Annotated in this window: 21 protein-coding genes, 2 tRNA genes and 1 pseudogene; 16 read left to right on the forward strand and 8 right to left on the reverse strand. The window is 67.9% G+C overall.

The features are described from left to right. Positions 1-76: 76 nt before the first annotated feature. The 3 genes from IEX05_RS14335 to IEX05_RS14345 are packed head-to-tail and all read left to right on the forward strand — an operon-like array spanning position 77 to position 2915. Positions 77-1789 (forward strand): purine-cytosine permease family protein, encoded by a 1713-nt coding sequence (locus tag IEX05_RS14335; RefSeq protein WP_188703036.1) that lies wholly within the window; start codon positions 77-79, stop codon positions 1787-1789. Further along, positions 1789-2358, forward strand: coding sequence for a TetR/AcrR family transcriptional regulator (locus tag IEX05_RS14340; RefSeq protein WP_188703037.1), 570 nt, complete (start codon positions 1789-1791; stop codon positions 2356-2358). The genes IEX05_RS14335 and IEX05_RS14340 overlap by 1 nt, the downstream gene beginning before the upstream one ends. Next, positions 2355-2915, forward strand: a complete 561-nt coding sequence (locus IEX05_RS14345; protein WP_188703040.1) for a TetR/AcrR family transcriptional regulator — start codon at positions 2355-2357, stop codon at positions 2913-2915. Before IEX05_RS14340 ends, IEX05_RS14345 begins: the two co-directional genes overlap by 4 nt. A 2-nt stretch (positions 2916-2917) precedes the next feature. On the opposite strand, the gene IEX05_RS14350 is transcribed toward IEX05_RS14345, so the two are convergent. After that, positions 2918-4129 (reverse strand): NAD(P)/FAD-dependent oxidoreductase, encoded by a 1212-nt coding sequence (locus tag IEX05_RS14350; RefSeq protein ID WP_188703041.1) that lies wholly within the window; start codon positions 4127-4129, stop codon positions 2918-2920. A 211-nt stretch (positions 4130-4340) separates the two neighbouring features. On the opposite strand from IEX05_RS14350, the gene IEX05_RS14355 reads away from it, so the two are divergent. From IEX05_RS14355 to IEX05_RS14375, 5 genes are all read left to right on the forward strand, one after another. Continuing rightward, positions 4341-4871, forward strand: coding sequence for a hypothetical protein (locus IEX05_RS14355; RefSeq protein ID WP_188703043.1), 531 nt, complete (start codon positions 4341-4343; stop codon positions 4869-4871). Between the two features lie 119 nt (positions 4872-4990). Continuing rightward, positions 4991-5227 (forward strand): nucleotidyl transferase AbiEii/AbiGii toxin family protein, encoded by a 237-nt coding sequence (locus tag IEX05_RS15540; protein ID WP_373286309.1) that lies wholly within the window; start codon positions 4991-4993, stop codon positions 5225-5227. Next, the gene (locus IEX05_RS14365) at positions 5209-5691 is read left to right on the forward strand and encodes a nucleotidyl transferase AbiEii/AbiGii toxin family protein (RefSeq protein WP_188703046.1); all 483 of its coding nucleotides are present in this window, start codon (positions 5209-5211) and stop codon (positions 5689-5691) included. The genes IEX05_RS15540 and IEX05_RS14365 overlap by 19 nt, the downstream gene beginning before the upstream one ends. Positions 5692-6090: 399 nt before the next feature. Then, positions 6091-7536, forward strand: coding sequence for a plasmid pRiA4b ORF-3 family protein (locus IEX05_RS14370; protein ID WP_229661354.1), 1446 nt, complete (start codon positions 6091-6093; stop codon positions 7534-7536). A gap of 229 nt (positions 7537-7765) precedes the next feature. Next, the gene (locus IEX05_RS14375; RefSeq protein WP_229661355.1) at positions 7766-9082 is read left to right on the forward strand and encodes a trans-sulfuration enzyme family protein; all 1317 of its coding nucleotides are present in this window, start codon (positions 7766-7768) and stop codon (positions 9080-9082) included. Positions 9083-9140: 58 nt separating this feature from the next. On the opposite strand, the gene IEX05_RS14380 is transcribed toward IEX05_RS14375, so the two are convergent. Further along, positions 9141-9776, reverse strand: a complete 636-nt coding sequence (locus IEX05_RS14380; protein ID WP_188703048.1) for an NAD(P)-dependent oxidoreductase — start codon at positions 9774-9776, stop codon at positions 9141-9143. 79 nt (positions 9777-9855) lie between these two features. Between IEX05_RS14380 and IEX05_RS14385 the strand changes: the two genes are divergently transcribed. After that, entirely contained in the window at positions 9856-10227 is a 372-nt protein-coding gene (locus IEX05_RS14385) for a winged helix-turn-helix transcriptional regulator (protein WP_188703050.1), read from the forward strand. Positions 10228-10230: 3 nt separating this feature from the next. Here IEX05_RS14385 and IEX05_RS14390 read toward each other — a convergent pair whose 3' ends face one another. Next, on the reverse strand, positions 10231-11307 hold the full coding sequence (locus IEX05_RS14390; RefSeq protein ID WP_188703052.1) for a 2,3-butanediol dehydrogenase: 1077 nt from the start codon (positions 11305-11307) through the stop codon (positions 10231-10233). 308 nt (positions 11308-11615) lie between these two features. On the opposite strand from IEX05_RS14390, the gene IEX05_RS14395 reads away from it, so the two are divergent. Then, positions 11616-12689 carry a 3-deoxy-7-phosphoheptulonate synthase gene (locus tag IEX05_RS14395; RefSeq protein ID WP_188703053.1) on the forward strand — a complete coding sequence of 358 codons (1074 nt, stop codon included), beginning with the start codon at positions 11616-11618 and terminating at the stop codon, positions 12687-12689. 223 nt (positions 12690-12912) lie between these two features. Further along, a pseudogene (locus tag IEX05_RS15375) lies at positions 12913-13149 on the forward strand (IS3 family transposase); the annotation flags it as partial. Positions 13150-13170: 21 nt separating this feature from the next. Here IEX05_RS15375 and IEX05_RS14400 read toward each other — a convergent pair. From IEX05_RS14400 to IEX05_RS14410, 3 genes are all read right to left on the reverse strand, one after another. Continuing rightward, on the reverse strand, positions 13171-15510 hold the full coding sequence (locus IEX05_RS14400; protein WP_229661356.1) for a glycoside hydrolase family 65 protein: 2340 nt from the start codon (positions 15508-15510) through the stop codon (positions 13171-13173). Positions 15511-15542: 32 nt separating this feature from the next. Further along, on the reverse strand, positions 15543-16502 hold the full coding sequence (locus tag IEX05_RS14405) for a TIGR03557 family F420-dependent LLM class oxidoreductase (RefSeq protein ID WP_188703057.1): 960 nt from the start codon (positions 16500-16502) through the stop codon (positions 15543-15545). A gap of 251 nt (positions 16503-16753) precedes the next feature. Further along, a tRNA-Ala gene (locus tag IEX05_RS14410) sits at positions 16754-16826 on the reverse strand. Positions 16827-17034: 208 nt separating this feature from the next. On the opposite strand from IEX05_RS14410, the gene IEX05_RS14415 reads away from it, so the two are divergent. From IEX05_RS14415 to IEX05_RS14435, 5 genes are read left to right on the forward strand one after another with little or no spacing between them, the layout of a single operon-like run. Next, complete coding sequence (locus tag IEX05_RS14415; protein ID WP_188703059.1) at positions 17035-18438, forward strand: dihydrolipoyl dehydrogenase family protein; 1404 nt, start codon at positions 17035-17037, stop codon at positions 18436-18438. Positions 18439-18478: 40 nt separating this feature from the next. Next, the gene (locus IEX05_RS14420) at positions 18479-19303 is read left to right on the forward strand and encodes an ABC transporter ATP-binding protein (protein ID WP_188703061.1); all 825 of its coding nucleotides are present in this window, start codon (positions 18479-18481) and stop codon (positions 19301-19303) included. Further along, a complete protein-coding gene (locus IEX05_RS14425) occupies positions 19300-19938 on the forward strand; it encodes an ABC transporter permease (RefSeq protein ID WP_188703063.1) in 639 nt (212 codons plus the stop codon). Before IEX05_RS14420 ends, IEX05_RS14425 begins: the two co-directional genes overlap by 4 nt. After that, complete coding sequence (locus IEX05_RS14430) at positions 19935-20633, forward strand: ABC transporter permease (protein WP_188703066.1); 699 nt, start codon at positions 19935-19937, stop codon at positions 20631-20633. The genes IEX05_RS14425 and IEX05_RS14430 overlap by 4 nt, the downstream gene beginning before the upstream one ends. Next, positions 20630-21556 (forward strand): ABC transporter substrate-binding protein, encoded by a 927-nt coding sequence (locus IEX05_RS14435; RefSeq protein ID WP_188703068.1) that lies wholly within the window; start codon positions 20630-20632, stop codon positions 21554-21556. The genes IEX05_RS14430 and IEX05_RS14435 overlap by 4 nt, the downstream gene beginning before the upstream one ends. 52 nt (positions 21557-21608) lie before the next feature. On the opposite strand, the gene IEX05_RS14440 is transcribed toward IEX05_RS14435, so the two are convergent. Further along, a tRNA-Ile gene (locus IEX05_RS14440) sits at positions 21609-21685 on the reverse strand. 198 nt (positions 21686-21883) lie between these two features. Continuing rightward, positions 21884-22708 (reverse strand): endonuclease domain-containing protein, encoded by an 825-nt coding sequence (locus IEX05_RS14445; protein WP_188703070.1) that lies wholly within the window; start codon positions 22706-22708, stop codon positions 21884-21886. Positions 22709-22948 lie beyond the last annotated feature (240 nt).

Below are 22948 nucleotides of genomic sequence, written 5' to 3' on the forward strand. Positions count from 1 at the left end.
GCGCGGGCTCGTCACCCGGCCGCAACGCGAACGAAACACCGCACCGCGAGGATCGACCACGGGAGGTGAGCCGTTGATGCTGCGATGGACCGCGCGCCGCCCGGACGATGCCCGAGCGGCCGCCGAGGACAGCCTCGAGGACTACGCCTTCCGCTACGTGCCGCGGTCGTTCCGGCGCTGGAGCGCCGGCGCCGTCGGGATCACCGCGCTCGGCTCGCTGGCCTTCCTCGCCGATCTTTCCATTGGGGCGACCGTCGGGCTCGAGCACGGCACGGCGAACGCGGTGCTCGGCATCCTGCTCGCGTCCGCGATCATCTTCGTCGTGGGCCTGCCCATCGGGTACTACGCGGCCCGCTACAACCTCGACCTCGACCTGATCGCCCGCGGGTCGGGCTTCGGGTACTTCGGGTCGATCTTCACGACGGTGATCTTCGCGCTGTTTACCTGCATCTTCTTCGCCCTCGAGGGGGCGATCATGGCGCAGGGGCTCCACGCGACGACGGGGCTGCCCCTGCCTCTCGGGTACGTGGTCTCGACGGTCGTCGTCTTCCCGATCGTCATCTACGGCCTGAAGGCGCTGGAGCGGCTGCAGTTCTGGACGACCCCGCTGTGGATCGTGCTCGCGCTCGCCCCGCTCGCGTGGGTCGTCCTCACCGACCGCGCGGTCGTCGAGGCCTTCGTGTCGTTCCCCGGATCCGGCGCCGACGACGTCGAGATCGGCGCCGTCGTGGCGAGCGCCGCGGTGTGCTTCGCCCTGACGCCCCAGCTCGCCGAGCAGGTCGACTACCTCCGCGCCATGCCCCCGCGCACGAGGGGCAATCGGCGGGCGTGGTGGGCGTCGACGATCCTGGCCGGCCCGGGGTGGGTGATCTTCTCCTGCGCCAAGCAGGTCGTGGGGGTCTTCCTCGCCGTGTACCTCGTGACGAAAGTGGATCCGGCCCTCGGTCACCTGGCGGCGGAGCCGGTGCGACAGCTCCTCGCGCTGTACGAGTCGCTGATGCCCGAGTGGCTGGCGATGTCGCTTGCCATGCTGTTCATCGTGCTCGCGCAGGTGAAGATCAACGTCACCAACGGCTACTCCGGTTCGCTCGCGTGGTCGAACGTCGCCACGCGCGTCACGAAGCGCTACTACGGCCGCGGCATCTTCGTGATGTTCAACCTCGCCGTCGCGCTCGGTCTGATGCTGATGGACGTCTTCAGCCTGATGATGTTCGTGCTGAGCCTCTACGGAAACGTCGTCATGGCGTGGCTCGTGACGATCGCCGCCGACATCGCGATCAACAAGTACGTGCTGCGGATCTCGCCGAAGCTCCCCGAGTTCCGGCGCGGCATGCTGCACGATTGGAACCCCGTCGGGATCGTCTCGGTCGCCCTCTCCTCCGCCCTGTCGCTGATGGCCTTCGGTGGGCTGTTCGGCGAGACGATGCGGTCGTACTCGGTGCTGATCGCGATCGGTGTGGCGGCGGTGACGACTCCCCTCATGGCGCTCGCCACGCGGGGCCGGTATTACCTCCGGCGGCGAAGCGATGGCGTGCCCGCCTCGCTCCTCGACGCCGACGGCAACCCGTCCGGCGAACGGCTGCGGTGTCACGTCACGGGCTACGTCTTCGAACGCCCGGATATGCTGTTGTCCGCCGAGCGCGGCAGCCTGGGCGAGGCGCAGTACGTGTCGTCCCTGGCACTCTCGCTCGATCAGACGGGGCGTTATCTCCTCCCGCCGGATTCGCCCGAGCCGTCGGTCGAGGAACGGGCGGGCGGAGTACGCTCGGCGGAGCGGGAGGTGAGCTGATGTCGGAGACGGGTGACGTGTCGAGCACCATCCTGTCCAGCGCCGCCCGGCTGCTGCGCGAGACGCCGTTCGACGAGATCTCCTACCGGATCCTCGCCGAGGCGGCGGGCGTCTCGGAGCGCACCGTTTTTCGCCGGTACCCCACCCGCGCGCATCTGCTGGAGGCGCTCTCGCGGTGGATCGAGGAGCACGCGCTGCCGCTCCCGGCGTTCACGAGCTTCGAGCAGTTCCGCGAGGCCGTGCACACGCGATTCCGGGCCTTCGACGCGGCGCCGGCCTACGCGTTCGTCTGCGCGCGTGCGGCGTCGGTGTCGCCGACGCTGACGGCGGAGGCCTCGTTCCTCACCGAGGCCGTCCGCGCCCTCGTCGACGAGTGCGCGCCGCACCTCAACAACCGCGATGCCCTGCGCATCGCCAGCGCCCTCGGCTCCTTCGCCTCGGCCCAGTTCTGGGCGCGGATGCGGTCTGGGTACGGTGCGGGCGCCACCGAGGCGTGCGCCGCGTTCGACGCCGTGCTCGACCGCGTGGTCGCGACGCTGCCGGCGCATAGCCGGGCCGCGGCGCGATGAACGCGGATCCGCTGAGCCGATCGCAGCTCGCGATCGTCGCGGCGTTCGCGGAGCTGATCGAAGAGATCGGCAACGACGACATCTCGTTCCGCCTGATCGCCCGCCGCGCGGGCATGGGCGAGCGCACGGTGTTCCGGCACTTCCCCACGCGCGAGCATCTGCTTCTCGCCACGGCCGACTGGATCGAACGGACCGTCTTCCCGCGCGAGAGCATCGCCTCGGTGTTCGACCTGCCCCTGTCGGTCCGGGAATCGATGGCGGCCTACGACGCGCGCCCCGAGCTCTCGCACGTGGTCGCGGAGGCCGCGATGCGCGGATCCGACGACCCGCGGCCGCTGCCGCGAAGCGAGCAGCTCGAACAGCTCTTGCGCGCCGAGGCCCCCGGCCTCACCGAGGAGCGGGCGCGGGGCATGGCCGCCGCGCTCACGCACATCGACTCGGCGACGAACTGGGCGGCCCTGCGCCGCGAGTTCGCCCTCACGGGCCGCGACCTCGCCGACGCCGCCGCGTGGGCCGCCGAGACCGTGCTCGACGAGATACGCCACCCGGCGTCGTAGGGCTACAGCTCCTCGAGCGGCACCGACGGATCCGCGAGCTGCGTCTCGTCGATCTCGACGCGGTCGCGGATGAGGCGCTGCACCTGTTCGTTCACGTCCCAGACGTTGACGTTCATGCCCGCGACGACGCGGCCGGCCGCGACCCAGAAGGCGATGAATTCGCGGCCCGCGCGGTCGCCGCGGATCACTAGGTGCGCATCATCCATGAGCGGCGCGTATCCCGAGAACTCCATGCCGAGGTCGTACTGGTCGGTGAAGAAGTAGGGCACCCCGTCGAGCGTCGCATCACCTCCCATGATCGTCGACGCGGCGATCTTGCCCGTCGCGATCGCGGTGGCCCAGTGCTCCGTACGGATCCGATCGCCGAGAACCGGATGCAGGGCGTTCGCGATGTCGCCGATCGCGAGGATGCCGGGAACCGAGGTGTTCATGCGTTCGTCGACGAGCACCCCGTTGTCGACCGCGAGGCCCGCCTCCTCGGCGAGCGCCGTGTTGAGCTCCGCGCCGATGCCGACGATCACGAGATCGGCGGGGATCGATTCGTCGCCCGCGCGCACCGCGACGGCGGATCCGTCCTCCCCCACCTCGATCGCGGTGACGCGGCGCTCGGGCAGGAAGGCGACGCCGTGCTCGCGGTGTAGCTCGAGGAACATCGCGCCCATCTCGTCGCCGAGCGCCTTCGCGAGCGGCACGCGATCGGGCGAGATGATCGTCACGTCGTTGTCGAGCTCGCGCGCCGCGGCGGCGAGTTCGAGGCCGATCCAGCCGAATCCGATCAGCACCACCCGGCGACCGCCGCCCAGCAGATCTGCGCGCAGGCCGTCAGCGTCGTCGATCGTGCGCAGCATGCGCACGCCCGCCGCGTCGGCGCCCGGAACGTCGAGCGGGCGCGGCGATGCCCCGATCGCGAGGACCAGGCGGTCGAAGCCGAGTTCCGCGCCGCTCTCGAGCGCGACGACGCCGTCGCCGATGCGCACCGCCGGATCCGCGACGTGCAGGGTGACGTCGTGCTCGGCCTCCCAGCCCGCGGGATGCGCGTACACCGCGTCGAGCCCCTCTGATCCAAGCAGGTAGCCCTTCGACAGCGGCGGGCGCTGATACGGGCGGTGGGTTTCGGCGGTGACGACATCGATCTGCCCGTCGAAGCCCCGCTCGCGCAGCTCCTCCGCGGCGGTCGCCGCCGCGAGCCCTCCCCCGATGATGACGACACGCATATCCGCACCCACTTCCATGATGGCCGTGGTTTCACGCTACGCCTGAAAGGGGTGGGTGGGGCGGAACCGACGAGATTGGCGCACGCGCCCGAACATATGGGAGCTGTCGGGATCGCCGTCATGCGATCGATGCGCCGCCGCAATCGCACTTGCCGGAGCGTGAGCAGGTCGTCGATGGTCGGTTACACAACTCGAACCAAGAACAACTGAAGTGAGGTACCGGGACGTGGTGCGTGAGATCGCGCTCGACCACTATGGCTATGTCACCACAAGGCAAGCAGCAGAGGCGGAGGTCCCCTCGGTCGAGCTTCCCAAGCTCGCGGCACGGGGCGGGATAGCGAACATCGCCTACGGCCTGTACCGCGTGGCCGATATCCCTCCAACTCCCTACGACCAGTATGCAGAAGCGCTGCTCCGGGTCGGAGAGGATGCATATCTGCACGGCGAATCGGTGTTGGCGCTGTTCGGTCTTGCCGACGTGAATCCGCGGCAGGTGAAGGTCGCCGTACCGCGCCGTGCCAGGCCGCGGCTTCCTGCCTACATCGAGCTAACCCAGGCCGTCCCTGGTGCCCGCACCACCCTCTATGAGGGCCTGAGAGCACAACCGGTTGCCGACGCTCTCGCCGAGTGCCGAGGTCGCATCCAGAACGAACGGCTCCTGACGGCAGCCAAGCAGGCGAGAGCCGAGGGACTCCTGACGACGACTGAGTGGCACCGCGTACGAAAGGAACTCCAGCGATGAGCTACAACACACCACCGCCGAACCTCCGCTCTCTGGAGTAGCGGATCCGCAATCTCGAAGGAGCCGCAGGGCTCGCTTCTCGCCGGCGTATGGGGATGGCGTTGGACGTCGTCGGGCAGATGCTTCCCGGCGGTGCTGTCAAAGGCGGAAGTGCGATGGCATTACGTTTCGGTCGAGGCACTCGATTCACGAGGGATCTGGATGCGGCCAGACTTGGGCCTCTGAGTCAGTTCCGCAGCGATTTTGAGGAGTCCCTCGCAGCAGGATGGGCGGGATTCACCGGTCGGCTCATCGAAAAGCAAGCCCCAAACCCTCGGGAGTGCCGACTGCGTACGTCATGCAGCCGTTCGAAGTGAAGCTCGACTATCGGGGTCGCTCATGGTGCACGGTTGCCTTCGAGCTGGGCCACAAAGAGATCGGTGACGCAGAAGAGCCCGAGTACCGGCTCGCGCACGACCTCGCGGAGCTTTTCTCCGAGGTCGGCCTCGACGCACCCCGGCCGATTCCTGTTCTGCGCGCAGATCACCAGATCGCGCAGAAGCTTCACGCGCTCTCTGCAGCAGGAAGTGAGCGGGCGCACGACCTGGTCGATCTTCAGATCCTCGCCGCTGGCGAACCGGTGGGTCTATTGTTGACCAAGGCGACGTGCACGAGGCTCTTCGAGTATCGACGTCAGCAGGAATGGCCGCCACGCATAGCCATCGGGGATCGTTGGGATGCCCTTTACGAGGACGCAGCTGACGGCCTCGATGTCCTGGCAACGGTCGATGAGGCGATCGTCTGGGTCAACGACTTCATCGCACGCATCGCGCAGAGCTGATCCCTCAGCTCCTCCGCCATTCATCGAACTCCAACGGCATTTCGCCGCAACCGTGCCCGACACCCATCAAACGCGCTGCTTGCGCGCAGCGAAGAAACGCTCAACCCGCTCCGAGCGTGTGACACCGACCGGCACCGACCTGTTCTCCAACGCCGCCGATGCCCGCGTGGAACGCAGAGCGGCACGATAAAGCGCCTCACGAGTGACGTGCTTGCGCTTCATATGCTCACCTCCGGCGATCGGGATCGGCTCCAATCTATCGCGCCATCTCCCGACTGGTGGGGTGTGCGCCCCGGTAAACTCTGCCCTACCCAGCAGTTGGGAGGGCATCATCCGCTGAGCCAGAATTGTTCTCGATGGTGCCTGTCAATCTAGGCGCACGGAACCAGGAGAGCGCGTATGGCGGCCGAGAGCTTCGAGGCGGCAGACATTCAGAAGTTCATCGACCACATCCGCGCACACGCGATGTCGGTTCAGCCTAGCGATTCGTTCGACGCCGATCGTCTGGATGATATCTGGCGGCGCCCCGAGCCGCAGCTGCTCCCCGTCCCCTCGGCGGTGCGGGGTTTCCGCCTCCGTATCGACCTGCAGCGCACGAAACCCCCGGCCTGGCGACGCATCGAGGTGCCCGGCGACATCCTCCTCCCGCGGCTGCACGAGGTGATCCAAGCGGCGATGGGATGGACCGACAGCCACCTGCACCGCTTCCGCACGAGCAACGACCGCAACGCGCCCGAGTTCCTCACCCAGTTCGACCTCGACGAGGGCGACGAGGGGATGCTCGAAGACGACGTGCGTCTCGACCAGGTCGTCGCCAACGAGGGCGACCGCCTCTGGTACGACTACGACTTCGGAGATAACTGGAAGCACGTCCTGCGAGTCGAGAAGGTGCTCGACAGTCCTCCCCCGGCCCCGGTGTGCACCGGGGGGAAGCTCGCCTGCCCGCCGGAGGACTGCGGCGGCGCCTGGGGCTACGGTGAACTCGCCGACTGGGTGCGCAGCGACTACGACGACGCACTCCGACCCGAGGTGTTCGACAACGCCGCGGAAGGGCTCGCCTGGCTGCCCGACGGCTGGCATCCCGACGCCTTCGACGTCGATGAGACGAACGAACTCATCACCGCGGTCACCGCAGAGCCGATCCCAGTCGTCGAGGAACTCGAATCACTGCTCGAACTGGCACGCAACCGCGGCGCACGCAGCCTGCGCAATGCGCTCGCGCATCCGGCCACGTCCGGTACGACCGACGTCAGCACCGACGATGCCGCTGATCTCACCGAGCCGTTCCGTGTCCTCCTCGACATCGTCGGAGACGGCATCGCGCTCACCGACGCTCGATATCTGAAGCCCGCCGTCGTCGAGCAGATCGCGCACCGCACGGGCATCACCGACTGGTGGATAGGCAAAGCCAACCGCGAAGACCTCACCTGGCCCGTCTGGGAACTGCGCGCCACGGCGCGAGCGCTGGGGATCGTGTCGGTGCGCAAAGGCCGCATCGCTCCGACTCAGACTATCGCCAGACGCCGAGACGACCCGCACGCGATCCTGCGACACATCACCGGCCGGCTCCCGCTCGGAACGACCCCCGCAGAGCGACACGCCGGATGGATGGCACTCACCGTCGTCGCCAATGAGACACCTGCAGAACTGTGGGAGTCGCGCATCAGCGAACTCCTCTTCGACCTCGGCTGGCGAGCCCGCGAGGACCCCTACCGTGCCCCCTCGCCCGAGAGCCAGACGCTCGACGCGCTCCGCCTGCTCGCGGGGTCGATGCGCGCGAACGGGAGACTCAAGGGCATGAACGCCGCAGTCGCAGCTCTCGCTCGGGCTGTCATACGGGCCTGACTGCCTGATCACCAGATTGACTGCAGCCAGGTCCAACAGAAACCGTCACAGACCCGTTCTCCCTGAAACAAACTCAGTCGACTCGGACCGGCTCCTCGCCGACGAAGCGCGCGAAGGCCGGCTCTATCTCTGCGCGGTCCAAGATGCGTTCAGTGGACGCCGCGCCCAGCAACGCCGCGAACGTACCGTCCATAATCTCGTTGGATCGAAAGGCAGGGTCGCCTCTCGGGTGAACACCCCGCCGGGACGGATGCTCGTCGCTGCGAGTTCCTTGTATCGAGACCTGACCCATTCCGTAACCTTGACTCCCTCGAAGAACAGCCCTCGTAGCCTCGTAGGCATGAGCGCACGCCCGAGTAAGAGCCAGCCCCGATCCCTCTCTGTGCTTACGCAGAGCGTCCATGCGGGGAACTCGATCGATACCGGTAGCGGAGCAATTCGTACCCCGCTCGTGCTCGCGAACTCCTACGCTCTTCCGGATGACCCCTCGGACGTGTCGTGGTCGGGAACCGATGTCCCGTTATATACCCGCAACTCGGGGGCGAACCAGATCGCCCTGCAACGCAAGCTCGCCGTACTCGAAGGAGGAGAAGACGCGGTAGTGCTCGCATCAGGAGTTGCCGCGCTCCACGCCGTGTTTTTCACGTTCCTGCGCTCCGGCGATCACGTTGTGGTGTCGGATGTCACCTATGAGGCGACCTGGCGCTTGTTCGCTGAGATCCTTCCGGAGAAATACGGCATCTCGGCGACATTTATCGACCCCTCAGACCTCGAGGCCGTGCTCGCGGCGATAACGCCCGACACTCGCCTAGTCCACGTAGAAACCATCGGCAACCCGACGACCAAGGTCGCAGACATTGGCGTACTCGCGGAGATCGCCCATTCGGCGGGCGCCCTGCTGAGCGTCGATTCCACGTTCACTCCGCCTCCGATGTACCGTCCCCTCGCGGACGGTGCGGATCTCGTGGTGCACTCGCTGACGAAATTCATCAACGGGCACGGTGACGCAATGGGTGGCGCCGTGGTTGGCTCGAAAGAGCTCGTCGACCGGGTGAAAGCGGACGCGATGGTCGATGTCGGCGGGGTCATTTCCCCGTCCAACGCCTGGTTGATCACGCGCGGATCCGTCACGCTCCCCCTGCGCCTTCGTCAGCACCTCGATAGCGCTCTGAAATTAGCCCGGTTCCTTGAGCAGGATCCGCGCGTCGCATTTGTGGCATACCCCGGCTTGGAGTCTCACCCTCAGCATGCCCTAGCGACGCGTCAGTTCGCTGACGGGTACGGTGGCGTTCTCTCCTTCGCCCTGCGCGGCGATTCTGAGCTACAGAATCGATTCGTCGCCGCGCTGGAGATCATCACCAGCGCGGTCTCTCTCGGGCACGACGAGTCTCTGATCGTCCATGTCGGCACCTCCGGCCCCCGAGTCGCCGCCTACCCCGAACCCTTCCGCGAATACGGACACCTGCGCCTCTCCGTCGGCCTCGAAGACCCCGAAGATCTCACGGCAGACATCGCGGCGGCCCTCGACGCTGTCGCGCCGCTCTGAAGGCAACCAAAAGCGGCGAGTGAACACACGTTCACTCGCCGCTTTTGTGCGTCAGGAATTAGTACGCGAAGCTGATCTGCCCCTGCTTCAGAGTCGGGGTGTCGATCTCGTCGACGACCGCCGCCGCGAAGTCGGCACCGCTGATCGCCGACGTGCCGTCGGCGTCGAAGATCGCGACCTCGTGCGAGGTGCGGTAGTGGCCGAGCTTCTCGCCCGGAACGTGCGCGCCGAACTCGGCGGCGGGGCTCACGAAGACCCACTCGCCCGCCTCGTCCGAGGCGAGGAGGTCGCCCAGGATCGCGTTCATCTCGTGCGCCTCCGCGGCGAACTCGGCCGGAACCTCGCCCGCCTCCGTGAAGCGCGGTGCGCCCTCCGCCGGGCGAAGCGAGCTGAAGCCGCCGATCGCGACGAAGCGCACGCCGGCCACCGCCGCGGCCTTCGCGAGGGATCCGTAGGCTGCGCGCAGCGCGCCCTCGTTGGATCCGCGCGGCGAGAGCGCCGCGATCACGACGTCGGCGCCCGCGAGGTCCGGCACCTGCTGCGTGAGGTCGCCCGTGCGGTAGGTGACGCCCTCGAGCTTCTCGGCCGGCTCGTTGCGGCTCACGAGGGTGACCTCGTGACCGCGCGAGACGGCCTCGCTGACGATGTGGGATCCGGCGTAGCCCGTGCCGCCGATGATGAGGAGAGATGCCATTCGAGTGCTCCTTCTTGTGGGAATGAACGGTTACTAGTTACGATAAGTGACCAGCAATCATTCGGGAAGTAGGCACTTTTTGGTAACCACAACGAGCCTCGCGGGCAACCCCTATCAGCAGGACTGCCCGACCCGCCGCATCCTCGACCGCATCGGCGACAAGTGGACCGTGCTGATCGTCGGCGCGCTCGGCGACGAGGCCGTGCGCTTCTCCGAGCTGCGGCGCCGCGTCGAGGGCATCTCGCAGAAAATGCTGACGCAGACGCTCCGCAGCCTCGAAGACGACGGCCTCGTCTCGCGCACCGTCACCGCCCAGGTGCCGGTGAAGGTCGAGTACGCCCTCACCGATGTCGGGCAGAGCCTTCGAGCGCCCCTCAAGGCGCTCGAAGACTGGTCGATCGAACACCTCGGTCAGGTGCTCGACGCCCGCACCGCCCAGCAGGCGGCCTGAGCCTTAGAGGCCCTTGCCGCTCGGCGAGACGAGGATCTTGACCGCGGTCTCGTTGTGGTTGATGAGGGTGTCGAAGCCCTTGTCCACGAGATCCTCGAGCCCGATCTTGCCCGTGATGAACGGCTTCAGGTCGATCTTGCCCGACTCGACGAGCGCGATCGTCTCCGGGTGCGAGTTCACGTAGCCGATCGTGCCGCGCACGTCGATCTCTTTCATGACGAGCTTGTGCATGTCGAAGGAGGCCTTCTTGCCCCAGATCGAGACGACCACGATCACACCGGTCGGCCGCACCGTGTCCATGAGCGTGTCGAACACGACCTGCACCGAGGTGCACTCGAATGCGACGTCCGCGCCCTTGCCGTCGGTGAGCTTCTTGACCTCGGCGACGACGTCGACCTCTGCGGGGTTGAGCGCGACATCGGCCACCCCGGCGTCGAGCGCCTTCTGGCGGCGCAGGCCCGACAGCTCCGAGATGATCACCTTGACGCCGATGGCGTGCAGCACGGCCGCGGTCAGCTGACCGATCGGGCCGGCGCCGCCCACGACCGCCGTCTGCCCGGCCTTGACGCCCGAACGCTTGACGGCGTGGAACGCGACCGAGAGCGGCTCGATGAGCGCAGCCTCGTCCAGCGCGACCGAGGAGTCGATCTTGTGGACCCAGCGGCGCTTCACGACGATGTTCTCGGCGAGACCGCCGCCGCGGCCCGCGAGGCCGATGAAGTTCATGTCGTCGGAGAGGTGGTAGTCGACCGACTCCGGGCCCGTGTAGACGTCGTCGCGCAGGATGTAGGGCTCGACGACCACGTGGTCACCCACGGCCAGGTCATCGACGCCCTCGCCGAGCTCCGAGACGACGCCCGAGAACTCGTGACCCAGGGTCACGGGCGCATCCTCACCCGAGATCGGGTGCGGGTGACCGTGCGCGGGAACGAAGATGGGGCCCTCGAGGTACTCGTGCAGGTCGGTGCCGCAGATGCCGCACCAGGCGACGTCGATGCGCACCGTGCCTGCTTCGAGGGGCTGAGGGGTGATGTCCTCGATCCGGATGTCGCCGCGATCGTGGAAGCGTGCTGCCTTCACCGTAGGAACCTCTTTCTTGTTTGTCCGGGTTCAATGGGGGAGCCGGTGGACTCACCTCCACGGTATGCCTTTCTCGGGCCCGCCGGGCGGGGTTTTTCGGCCGTGACGCCCGCGCCCTCCCGATGGGGTAGTGTCTCTCTCATGATCACCCGTTGGTATGCGTATTTTGAGTCGGCTCTGGAGGGGCCGGCGCTGGTTTAGCGCGTACCGACACCTTCAGAGCCGACAAGCCAGAGCATTCGTTCTGGCTTTCGCCGTTTCGGCGGGCTCTGCGGGGGTCCGCTCCCCCTTAGGACAGGATCCCCATCATGAAGACCCTCGAATCCACGGCCGACGTTCACGTCTCGAGCAGCACCACGCTCCCCTCGCCCGGGGAGATCGCCGGCGAGCTGCCCATCGAGGACGAACGCGCCCTCCTCGTCGCCCGCACCCGCGACGAGGTGCGCGCCATCATGAACGGCGAAGACGACCGCCTGCTCGTCGTCGTCGGCCCGTGCTCGATCCACGACCCGGAGGCCGGTCTCGAATACGCCGAACTCCTCGCGGCCGAGGCCGAGCGGCACCGCGACGACCTCCTCATCGTGATGCGCGCCTACTTCGAGAAGCCCCGCACCACCGTGGGCTGGAAGGGCCTCATCAACGACCCTCACCTCGACGGCAGCCACGACATCGAGACCGGCCTGCGGATGGCACGCGCCTTCCTGCGCGACGTCACGGGGCTGGGCATGCCGTGCGCGACCGAGTTCCTCGAGCCGATCAGCCCGCAGTACACCGCCGACCTGATCACCTGGGGCGCCATCGGGGCTCGCACGACCGAGAGCCAGATCCACCGCCAGCTCGCGAGTGGCCTCTCGATGCCGATCGGCTTCAAGAACGGCACCGACGGCGGGCTGCAGGTGGCGCTCGACGCGGCCTCCGCCGCCTCGGCGCCGCAGGCCTTCCTCGGGATCGGATCCGATGGCCGTGCGAGCCTCCTCTCGACGACGGGCAACCCCGACACCTCGATCATTCTGCGCGGCGGGGCCGATGGGCCGAACTTCGCTGCCGAGCACGTGCGGCGCGCATCGGAGCGGCTCGAGGCCGCGGGCCTCGGCGCGCGGCTCGTCGTCGACGCGAGCCACGGCAACAGCGGCAAGGATCACCTCCGCCAGGCCGAGGTCGCGGGCGAGCTCGCCGCGCAGATTGCCTCCGGCGAGCGCGCGCTGGCCGGCGTGATGCTTGAGAGCAACCTCGTCGCGGGCGCGCAGAAGCTCGACGTGTCGGTCGGACCCGCCGGCCTCACGCGGGGGCAGAGCGTGACCGACGCCTGCATGGGCTGGGATGCGTCCGCTCTCGCACTGGAGCAACTTGCCGCCGCTGTGCGCGTACGTCGGGCGCTCTGACGCGAACGCACCATCGCCCGAGTCAGCCGTGCGCGGTCGCCTCATCGAGCACGACCGCGGCCGGATCCGCGAGCTTGAGATGGACAACTGGGTCCTGCGCCACGAGACGGCGTATCCGTCCCAGGCCCATATCAAGATCCCGAGATGATGTTCTCTCTCGTCCGCGAGATGGCCGCGGCGGGCAAGCTCTACTGCTGCGCGGTGAAGGATGTCTACTCGAATCGGGTCCGTGGGGCGCGCGGGAGCGTGCGCGGACAACGCGGCGATGGAATCGTGTCTCAGCTTGTTGCAGAAGAACCTGCTGGACAGGGGTTCCTGGGCGACCAGGCTCGAGTTGCGACTCGCGATCGTGAGGTGGCTCGAGAAGATCTATCACCGGAAGCGGCGGCGGGGCCGCGGGAAGCTGACGCCTGTCGAATTCGAGACGATGATAATCAACGCCGTCGCTCCGGCGGCATAAACCCCGGACTCAACCAAATCGTCAGCAGACCCTGCCCTGATCGCCGTCCGCGTCGGTGCCGAACGCGGGGCGTGGAGCGCGGTGCCGCGGCTGCTGCGGGCGTGGTCCCGGATCGGGCAGCGACGGCGTTCGAACAGTGACGTCGTCCCCGCCGACGGTGATCACCTCGTCGAAGTGCAAAATCGTGAGGGGTTCGTCGCCGCTGTACTGGTAGGTCGTCTCGAGCGCCGTCACGTTCAGGCTCAGGGTGTGCCCGTGAATGCGAACGCCAAATTTGAGTCGCGTGAGAGGTTGCGGCAAGCGTGGCGCGAACCGCAATCCGTCTGCGGTGTCACGCATGCCGCCGAATCCGGCGACGATCGCCGTCCACACGCCGGCGAGGGCGGCGATGTGGAGGCCCTCGTGCGTGTTGCCGTGCAGGTCGTCGAGATCGATCGTCGCCACTTCCGCCAGATAGTCATAGGCCAGGCCGAGGTGACCCACCTCGGCCGCGATAACGGCCTGCGGCGATGCGGACAGCGAGGAATCCCGAACGGTCAGCGCCTCGTAGTACTCGAAGTTGCGGGCCTTCTCCTGCGACGTGAACGCCTCGTGCGCGACGTGCATCGCGAGCACGAGATCTGCCTGTTTCACGACCTGCTTCCGGTACAGGTCGAAATACGGGAAGTTGTCGTGCAGGAGGTACTGGTCCGGTCCGGTCGCATCGAAGTCCCATCGCTCGAGGTGCGTGTATCCAGCCGACTGCGGGTGGATACCGCGTTCCTCGTCGAATGGGATGTGCATGTCTGCGGCGGCGGCCTCCCATTCGCGCGCCTCGTCCGAGCCGACACCGAGCTCTTTGAGCTTCTCCGGGTGTCTGCGCGCCGCATCGGCGGCACCGCGCAGGTTGAGCTGGGCCATGAGGTTGGTGAAGACGTTGTCGTTCGCGACCGCGGAGTACTCGTCGGGGCCGGTCACTCCGTCGATGTGAAACGCACCGTCCGCATCCCGATGCCCCAGCGACAACCAGAGCCGCGCCGTCTCGACAAGGATCTCGAGGCCGAACTCGCGCTCGAACTCGGCGTCACCGGTTGCGCGCACATAGTGGAGCACTGCCACGGCGATGTCCGCGTTGATATGGAATGCCGCGGTGCTCGCCGGCCAGTAGCCCGAACTCTCCCGGCCGTCGATCGTTCGCCACGCGAAGGCCGCACCGGCGAGGTGTAGCTGCGCGGCCCGATCCCGGGCATGGTGCAGAGTCGAGTGTCGCCAGAGCAGCGCCTGGCGCGCAGCATCCGGAGCCGTCGAGGTCAGCACAGGAAGAACGAAGCCTTCAAAGTCCCAGAACGTGTGCCCCTCGTACCCCGAGCCCGTAAGTCCCTTTCCCGGGACGGAGCGCACCTCCGCCCTCGCTGCCGCCTGGAAGATTTGGAACAGCGCGAAGCGCACCGCCTGTTGCAGCCGCGGCTCTCCCTCCACGACGACGTCGGCGCATCGCCAGTACTCGTCGAGAACCTCGCGCTGGTCCGCCAGCAGCCGGTGCCACCCGTCTTCCTTGGCGATCGCGACGGCGACCTCGGCTCGTGCCCGCACGGTCGCGGGCGTCATACCCCGCTCGAAGTCGTGACCTACATACTTCATGATCGTGAGGCGCTGCCCCGGGTCGAGCCGGGCACGAATCGTCGTCTGCGCCTTGTCGTTGTCGGCATCGGACACCACGCGACACCCGGGTCCGTCGACCTCATGATCCATGGTCGCTGCCACGATGATCCCGCTTCGCCTGGTGCGATGCATGAGGGTCGAGCGGGAGCCGACGACGTCGGCCTCGACGGTCACGAGCGGCTCGGTGAGCAGATCCTGTACGCGCGGATCGTCGTGCACTATCGGGAGCGGCTCGTTCGCCAATAACTCCGAGATCAGAGTGACTTCCGCCGACTGATCGAGGACCTCGACGCTGTAGCGTACTGCGGCGATTGCGCGGCGGCTGAGAGAGACGACCCTGGTGGATTCGACGCGCACGCGCCGGCCCGTGGGTCCCAGCCATTCGAAGGTCCGATGCAATGTTCCGTCGCGCATGTCCAGCCGGCGGTCATGCGACAGAAGCTCGCCGACCCTGAGGTCGAACGGCTCGTCGTCGACGAGCATGCGGATGATCTGCCCGTTCTGCACGTTGATGACGCTCTGTCCCACTCCCGGGTATCCGTAGCCGTCCTCGGCGTAGGGCATGGGGTGCTCTTCGAAGACGCCGTTCAGGTAGCTTCCTGCGACCCCGCGCGGATCACCCTCATCGAGGTTGCCGCGCCAGCCGAGATGACCGTTCGATAAGCCGAACACCGACTCCTCGTGGGCAAGCTGCTCGGGCTCGAGCCCGGAAACACTCACGACCCACGGATCGACATGGAACCCAGCCCCCGTCACAGCGCGCTCCGCAGCCGGTCGAGCAGGCCGTCCCCACAGCGTGTGAGAAACGCCGTCTGGTCCGGCCCGACGTGGTGCAGGTAGATGTGATCGTAACCCTGCGCAATCGACGCCACGCGGTCGGCGAGCTCGGCCGGATCATCGGAGATCAGGACCTCCCGCTCGAGCGCGTCATCGGACGGCACGATCGCCGCCTCGAAGTCCTCGGGATTCTCCACATCCCACATACTCACGCCCCGTGCCATCGTGTGCGACCACTGCTCGCGGGCAACAGCGAACGCCTGCTCGCGATCGGATTCCACGCTCAGATGAATCTGCAGGCGAGCCGATCCTCGACCGCCTGCATCGCGATAGCGGCGGAGGGCTTCCTGTGTCTGTTCCTCCCGGCTGCCGACGGTGATGAGGCCGTCGGCCCACCCCGCGACCCAGGCCGCGGTGTCCGAACTGACCGCCGCGCCAATCAACGGCACAGGCTGATCGGGCAGCGACCATATCCGCGCGTCATGGATCCGGATCAAGCCGTCCTTATCGACGCGCTGCCCGTCCAGCAGCGCGCGGATGCCGTCAACGCTCTCACGCAGGCGGCGCTGACGCGCCGGTTTCTCCAACCACGGGTCTCCTGTCACGTGCTCGTTGAGGTTCTCACCGCTGCCGAACGCGACCCAGAACCGATGCGGAAACATCTCCGCGAGTGTCGCGATGGCCTGTGCGATCACCACCGGGTGGTACCTCTGGCCGGGAGCGTTCACCACTCCGAACGGGATATGGGTGAGCGCCATCGCGGCTCCGAGCCAACTCCATGCGTACCCCGACTGTCCCTGAGCCGTCGTCCACGGCGCCAGGTGATCCGAGCACATCACCTCATCAAAGCCGACATCCTCCGCAAGCCGCGCCGCCCTGAGCAGTTCGCTCGGGGGATGCTGCTCGTGGGATGCGTGGTACCCGATCGAGATCATCGGCGTCCTTTCCACGGCGATCGCGGCCGCTGACGACTGAATTGCTTAGCGACGACGCTAGCGGCCGATCGAGGGCACACAACCGGGTTGTGCCGCGGACGGATCTCGGGGTATCAGGAAGACGAAGAATGGCGCACCCCAGGGACAGGGCAAGTTAGAACTGGTCCACCAAAATCTCAAACGCTGGCTCGGACCCGCCACTGATATTTCTCGCGACCTGTCTGCGATTGCAGTCACGACTCATCCCACTGTGGAGCCTAGGAGATTCGAACTCCTGACATCCTGCTTGCAAAGCAGGCGCTCTACCAACTGAGCTAAGGCCCCGCTAGGCACGAGTGCCCAACTCGCACAATCTTACCGGCTCGGATTACACACCGCCAAATCGGCGCGTCGCGCCGAGAATGCCGTCTCAATACCAGGTCGTCCAGGGAGAAGCAATGGTCTCGACGAGACGCCCGAGAAGTCGTCGCGGCCCTGTATCCTTCCTGGTCACGGCCATCCGACCGGGCACGATGCTGCAGAAGGACAAGGTATGAGCACGGCGCACGATTACGACCTCATCGTCATCGGCGGCGGGCCGGTCGGCGAGAACGTCGCCGACTACGCGACGAAGCGCGGCCTCCGCGCGGCTCTCGTCGAGCAGGAACTGGTCGGCGGAGAGTGCTCCTATTGGGCGTGCATGCCGTCCAAGGCCCTGCTCCGTAGCGGCAGCGCGATCCGTGCCGCGCAGCGGGTGCCCGGTGCTCGCGAGGCCGTGACCGGCGAGCTCGATGCCACCGCGGTTCTCGCCCGCCGCACGAGCTTCACGAGCGATTGGAACGACCAGGGCCAGGCCGAGTGGGTCGCCTCCGCCGGCATCGACCTGATTCGCGGCCGCGGCCGGCTCGACGGCCCCGGCCGGGTACGGGTCGGCGACCGCACCTACACGGCGCGGGCCGTCGCGCTCGCGACCGGATCCGTACCCACCCTGCCCGACATCCCCGGCCTCGCAGGGGCGGATCCATGGGGCACCCGCGAGGCGACCGCCGCCGACCACGTGCCGCCGCGGCTGATCGTCCTGGGCGGCGGGGTCGCCGGATCCGAGCTCGCGCTCGCGTTCTCCTCCCTCGGATCCCGCGTGACCCTGCTCTCGCGCGGTCCGCTCCTGTCGAAAGAGGAGCCCTTCGCCGGCGAACTCGTCGCCGACGCCTTCGCGAGCGAGGGCATCGACGTGCGGATCGGCGCGGCACCCGAGCGGATCGACCGCGACGACGACGGCCTCGTCACCGTCCGGCTCGACGACGGCTCGACGCTCGAGGCGGAGGAGATCCTCGTCTCGACGGGCCGGCACCCGAACACGGGGGACCTCGGGCTCGACACCGTCGGGCTCGGGCAAAAGCTGACGGTCGACGACACCCTGCGCGTCGACGGCACCGACTGGCTCTACGCGGTCGGCGACGTCAACGGCCGCGCGCTCCTCACCCACCAGGGCAAGTACCAGGCGCGCGCCGCGGGCGAGGCGATCGCCGCCAGGCTGGGCGGAGACGCCGTCGACGACGGCGCCTGGGGCCGCCACGCCGCGACCGCCGATCACGCGGCCGTCCCGCGCGTCGTCTTCACGGATCCGGAGGTCGCCGCCGTCGGCCTCACCGAGGCCCAGGCCCACGACGCGGGGCTCTCGGTCCGTGCCGTCGAATACGAGCTCGGAAGCGTTGCCGGCGCATCGCTGCACGCCGACGATTACACGGGGCGCGCGAAGCTCGTCGTCGACGAGGATCGCGGAATCGTCGTCGGAGCGACCTTCGTGGGCCAGGATGCGGCAGAGTTGTTGCAGGCGGCCACGATCGCGATCGTCGGCGAGGTGCCGGTCGATCGCCTGTGGCACGCGGTGCCCGCATACCCCACGATGAGCGAGATCTGGCTGCGGCTCCTGGAGACCTACGGGCGCCCCGCGTGACCCACGCGGCGAGCGCGGCACCGAGACGGAGACGAGCCCGATGATCGAATTCGAGACAGTCACGAAGACCTACGGCGACGGGCGGCCCGCCGTCGCCGACTTCTCTCTCACGGCGCCCTCGCACCGGATCACCGTTTTCGTCGGCCCCTCCGGCTGCGGCAAGACGACGCTCCTGCGCATGGTCAACCGCATGGTCTCCCCCACCTCGGGCCGCGTGCTCATCGACGGCGACGACGTCGCCTCCCGCAATCCCGTGACCCTGCGCCGCTCGATCGGCTACGTGCTCCAGAACGGCGGGCTGCTGCCCCACCGCACCGTCGCCGAGAACGTCGCGACCGTCGCGATCCTCAACGGCGCCCGGAAACGCGACGCCGTCGCGCGATCGGGCGAGATGCTCGAGCTCGTCGGCCTGGATCCGGATCTCGGCCGCCGCTACCCCGCCCAGCTGTCCGGCGGGCAGCAGCAGCGCGTCGGAGTCGCGCGGGCGCTCGCGACGGATCCGAACGTGCTGCTCATGGACGAGCCCTTCGGGGCCGTGGATCCGCTCGCGCGGCGCGAGCTGCAGGAGGAGCTGCTGCGCCTGCAGCGCGAGCTCGCGAAGACGATCCTCTTCGTCACCCACGACATCGAGGAGGCGTTCCGGCTGGGCAACGAGGTGGTCGTCTTCCGCACGGATCCGGCCCGCGGCGGCGCCATCGCACAGAAGGGCACGCCCGCGGAGATTCTCGCGAACCCCGCCGACGACTTCGTGCGCAGCTTCATCGGCGCCTCCGCCGGCGAGACACCGCTGTCGACGCGCGAGGTCGACGGGCGCCGCGTCGTCTTCGACCCCGCCGGCCGGCCGCTCGGGGTCATCGATTCATGAGCTGGCTCGCGCAGAATTGGGAGCAGGTGCTCTCGCTCGCGGGCGACCACCTGGCGCTCAGCCTGCCCGCGATCGTGTTGTCGATCCTCGTAGCCGTGCCGCTCGGGCGCTTCGCCCAGCGGCGACCCCGGATCGGCGGCCCGCTCACGAGCACCGCCGCCCTGCTCTACGCGATCCCCGCCCTGCCGATGCTCATCGTCGTGCCCGTGCTGCTCGGAGTGCCGCTGCGCTCGAACGCGAATATGATCATTACCCTCGCGGCATACGGCACGGCGCTACTAGTGCGGAGCGTCGTCGACGGCTTCGGATCCGTCGACCGCACGGTCCGCGAATCCGCGACGGCGATGGGGTATTCCCCGATCGGCATGTTCTGGCGCGTCGACCTTCCGCTCGCTCTGCCCGTGATCCTCGCGGGCGTCCGCGTCGTGACGGTGTCGACCATCAGCCTCGCGACGATCGGTGCGCTCGTCGGCATCGGCAACCTGGGTAGCCTCCTCACCGACGGCTTCCAGCGCGGCATTACGAGCGAGGTCGTGATCGGGATCCTCGCGACCGCGATCCTCGCGCTCGCGCTCGACGGCCTGCTGCTTCTGGCCGGTCGCGCGCTCGCGCCCTGGCGGAGGGTGCGCGCATGAACCTCTTCGCAGACGCCCTCGCCTGGCTCGCCGACCCCAACCATTGGCAGGGCCCCGGCGGGATCCCCGTGCGCATCGGCCAACACCTCCTCCTGACCGCGCTCGCGCTCGTCATCGCCTCGATCATCGCCCTCCCCGCGGGCGCCCTGCTCGGCCGCACCCGCAGCGGCGGCGCCGTCATCGGCGCGATCGCCGGATCCGCCCGTGCCCTGTCCACCATCGGCGTGCTGACCCTCGTCGGGCTCTGGCTCGGCATCGGCATCGGGCCGCCGCTCGTCGCGCTCCTGATCCTCGCCGTGCCGTCTCTGCTCGCGGGCGCCTACTCGGGCGTCCAGAGCGTGCCCGGCGAGATCACCGCGGCGTCGAGGGCGATCGGCATGAGCGGCGCACAGGTCATGTGGCGCGTCGAGCTACCGCTCGCGCTGCCCGTCATCGTCGGCGGCGCCCGCGCCGCGGCGCTGCAGGTCGTCGCCACGGCGACCCTCGCCGCCTACACCGCCGACGTCGGCCTCGGGCGGTACCTCTTCACCGGGCTCAAGACTCAGGACTACGGACAAATGCTCGCCGGATCCATCCTCGTGATCCTGCTCGCGATCATCCTCGAGCTCGCCTTCGCGGCGCTGCAGCGCCTCGCCGCGCGGCACGCATCGCCCCATTCGACCCCCGCACTCTCATCACGAAGGACATCATCATGACGAAGAAGAAGCTCCTCCGATTCGGATCCGTTCTCGGCATCGCCGTCCTCGGCGCGGGCGCACTCGCCGCCTGCTCGTCCGCGGATCCGCTGGACAACTCGGCCGGATCCGAGGAGCCGGACGCCGGCGGATCCCTCGTCGTCGGTTCGCAGGACTACTACTCGAACGAGATCATCGCCGAGATCTACGCGCAGGCGCTCGAGGCCGGCGGCTACGAGGTCGACCGGCAGATGCGCATCGGGCAGCGCGAGGTGTACATGCCCGAGATCGAGGGCGGCAAGATCGACGTCTTCCCCGAGTACACCGGCAACCTGCTGCAGTACCTCGATGCCGACGCGACGGCGACGGAGAGCCAGGAGGTGTACGACGCGCTCGCGGAGGCGATGCCCGACGGCGTGCGCGTGCTCGAGCAGTCCGAGGCGAGCGACCAGGACTCCTACGTCGTGACAAAGGAGTTCGCCGAGGAGCACGATCTCACCAGCATCGGCGACCTCGCGGGGATCGAGGGGCTCACCCTCGGCGGCAACTCCGAGCTCGAGGTGCGCCCGTACGGGCCCGAGGGCCTGAAGAGCGTGTACGGCGTCGACGTGGCGTTCACCCCCATCGAAGACTCCGGCGGGCCCCTCACCGTGAAGGCCCTGACGGACGGACAGGTGCAGCTCGTCGACCTCTACACCGCCAACCCGGTGCTCGCGGGCGGCGATCTCGTCGTGCTCGAGGATCCCGAGGCCCTGTTCCTGGCCTCGCAGGTCGTGCCGCTCGCGTCCGACGCCGTCGACGACGAGGCCGCCGCGATCATCAACGAGGTCTCCGCCGCGCTCACGGCCGAGGATCTCGTCGCGCTCAACGCCCGATCCGTCGACGAAGAGGCCGCGGCCCCGACGATCGCCGCCGACTGGCTCGCCGAGAAGGACCTGGCGTGAGCGGGATCCGCTGAACGACCGAAGGCCCGAGCTTCCGCTCGGGCCTTCGTGGTGGTGGGGCTACCAGGACTTGAACCTGGGACCTCTTCATTATCAGTGAAGCGCTCTAACCGCCTGAGCTATAGCCCCGCATCCGGCCTCGCGGCCGTCAACCTTTAAAACAATACTCGATCCCCACGCGAGCCACCAAACCCGGTACACTTCCCGGGCGCGTCGCGCAGGTGCTGCCCGTCGCGCGGCTCATGCACGAGGCTCGGAGAAATCACGAAACTCGGGGATCCTCCTCGATTCTCTCCGATTCTCGTGATTCTTCCGAGTCTCGTGCCGTTAGGGGATCCGGTGCAGCCCCTGCGCGACCGCGGTCGCGATCAGATCCTGCACCTCGTGCCAGCGGTGGACGATCTGGTGATAGCTGACGCGGATCACGTGGTATCCCATGAGCATCAGCTGCGCGTCGTGGCGGTTGTCCTCCGTGCGCTGCGCGTCGACGTGGTGGCCGCCGTCCACCTGTAGCACGAGGCGGTCGCCGATCAGGAGGTCGACGCGATGCCCCGCGATCGAGATCTGCGGACGCAACGGCACGCGCAGCCAGCGCAGGCGCGGGATCACGACCGACTCGATCCCGGAGTCCGAGTACCAGCTCATCTCGTCGAGGATCCGCCGGCCCTGCGGGCCGAATCGGAGCCTCGCGAGCGTCTCGCGCACGACGAGCTCCTTGCGCGCCGCCGACTCCCAGATCACGAGCGCCTTCTCGAACGGCTGGCAGGCGGCGACGTAGGCCAGGGTGTTGATGATGCCGTCCTCGAGGGCGTCGGGACGGCGGGCGACGAGCGGCCGGCCCCAGTGCACGTGCGCCGTCGTCGGCCGGTTCAGCCTGCCGTTCGGCGGCGCCGCCACGTGGGATTCGCCCGCTCCGAACGACCACAACCCGCGGCGTTCCGCCTGCGAGACGCACGTGACCGTCACACCGATCTGCGCTGCCGCGACGAGGCTCGGATCGGCCTGGGGCAGAGCCACCCAGCTCCGCGCGATCTTGTCGATGCGCCCCGCGTCGAGCGCGCGGCGGATCGCGCTGCGCCGGATCCCGGCGCTAAGCAGCGTCGACATGCGCGCGACCCCGCCGTTCGCGCGGAGGTATCCGTCCAGATCCATGCTGACACTCTGCCCCGACACCCACGCTCCGCGCCGGGCCGTTCCCGCGTTCTGTGGAAAGTTCACCCCGTCTGGCGGCCTGTGTATCGCTCGGCGCCTGCGGATCCGGGTCCGGCCGCTCCTCGCCCCCTGACCGCTCCTCCGGATCCGGGCGCACGAACCTCGGAAGAATCACGAAACTCGGGAATCCTCCCCGAAAGCATCCGATTCTCGTGATTTCTCCGATTTCCGAGACGGCGA

The sequence above is a fragment of the Microbacterium nanhaiense genome (genome assembly GCF_014646015.1).
GTDB classification, from domain to species: domain Bacteria; phylum Actinomycetota; class Actinomycetes; order Actinomycetales; family Microbacteriaceae; genus Microbacterium; species Microbacterium nanhaiense.

What these genes read in the sequence shown, in the direction of transcription:
- IEX05_RS14415 (WP_188703059.1), top strand. Translation starts at nt 17,035, where the DNA reads ATGAGCACGGCGCACGATTACGACCTCATCGTCATCGGCGGCGGGCCG.
- IEX05_RS14425 (WP_188703063.1), top strand. Translation starts at nt 19,300, where the DNA reads ATGAGCTGGCTCGCGCAGAATTGGGAGCAGGTGCTCTCGCTCGCGGGC.
- IEX05_RS14365 (WP_188703046.1), top strand. Translation starts at nt 5,209, where the DNA reads ATGCAGCCGTTCGAAGTGAAGCTCGACTATCGGGGTCGCTCATGGTGC.
- IEX05_RS14395 (WP_188703053.1), top strand. Translation starts at nt 11,616, where the DNA reads ATGAAGACCCTCGAATCCACGGCCGACGTTCACGTCTCGAGCAGCACC.
- IEX05_RS15540 (WP_373286309.1), top strand. Translation starts at nt 4,991, where the DNA reads ATGCTTCCCGGCGGTGCTGTCAAAGGCGGAAGTGCGATGGCATTACGT.
- IEX05_RS14405 (WP_188703057.1), bottom strand. Translation starts at nt 16,502, where the DNA reads ATGATCTCGATCGGGTACCACGCATCCCACGAGCAGCATCCCCCGAGC.
- IEX05_RS14435 (WP_188703068.1), top strand. Translation starts at nt 20,630, where the DNA reads ATGACGAAGAAGAAGCTCCTCCGATTCGGATCCGTTCTCGGCATCGCC.
- IEX05_RS14350 (WP_188703041.1), bottom strand. Translation starts at nt 4,129, where the DNA reads ATGCGTGTCGTCATCATCGGGGGAGGGCTCGCGGCGGCGACCGCCGCG.
- IEX05_RS14340 (WP_188703037.1), top strand. Translation starts at nt 1,789, where the DNA reads ATGTCGGAGACGGGTGACGTGTCGAGCACCATCCTGTCCAGCGCCGCC.
- IEX05_RS14380 (WP_188703048.1), bottom strand. Translation starts at nt 9,776, where the DNA reads ATGGCATCTCTCCTCATCATCGGCGGCACGGGCTACGCCGGATCCCAC.
- IEX05_RS14445 (WP_188703070.1), bottom strand. Translation starts at nt 22,708, where the DNA reads ATGGATCTGGACGGATACCTCCGCGCGAACGGCGGGGTCGCGCGCATG.
- IEX05_RS14370 (WP_229661354.1), top strand. Translation starts at nt 6,091, where the DNA reads ATGGCGGCCGAGAGCTTCGAGGCGGCAGACATTCAGAAGTTCATCGAC.
- IEX05_RS14345 (WP_188703040.1), top strand. Translation starts at nt 2,355, where the DNA reads ATGAACGCGGATCCGCTGAGCCGATCGCAGCTCGCGATCGTCGCGGCG.
- IEX05_RS14430 (WP_188703066.1), top strand. Translation starts at nt 19,935, where the DNA reads ATGAACCTCTTCGCAGACGCCCTCGCCTGGCTCGCCGACCCCAACCAT.
- IEX05_RS14335 (WP_188703036.1), top strand. Translation starts at nt 77, where the DNA reads ATGCTGCGATGGACCGCGCGCCGCCCGGACGATGCCCGAGCGGCCGCC.
- IEX05_RS14420 (WP_188703061.1), top strand. Translation starts at nt 18,479, where the DNA reads ATGATCGAATTCGAGACAGTCACGAAGACCTACGGCGACGGGCGGCCC.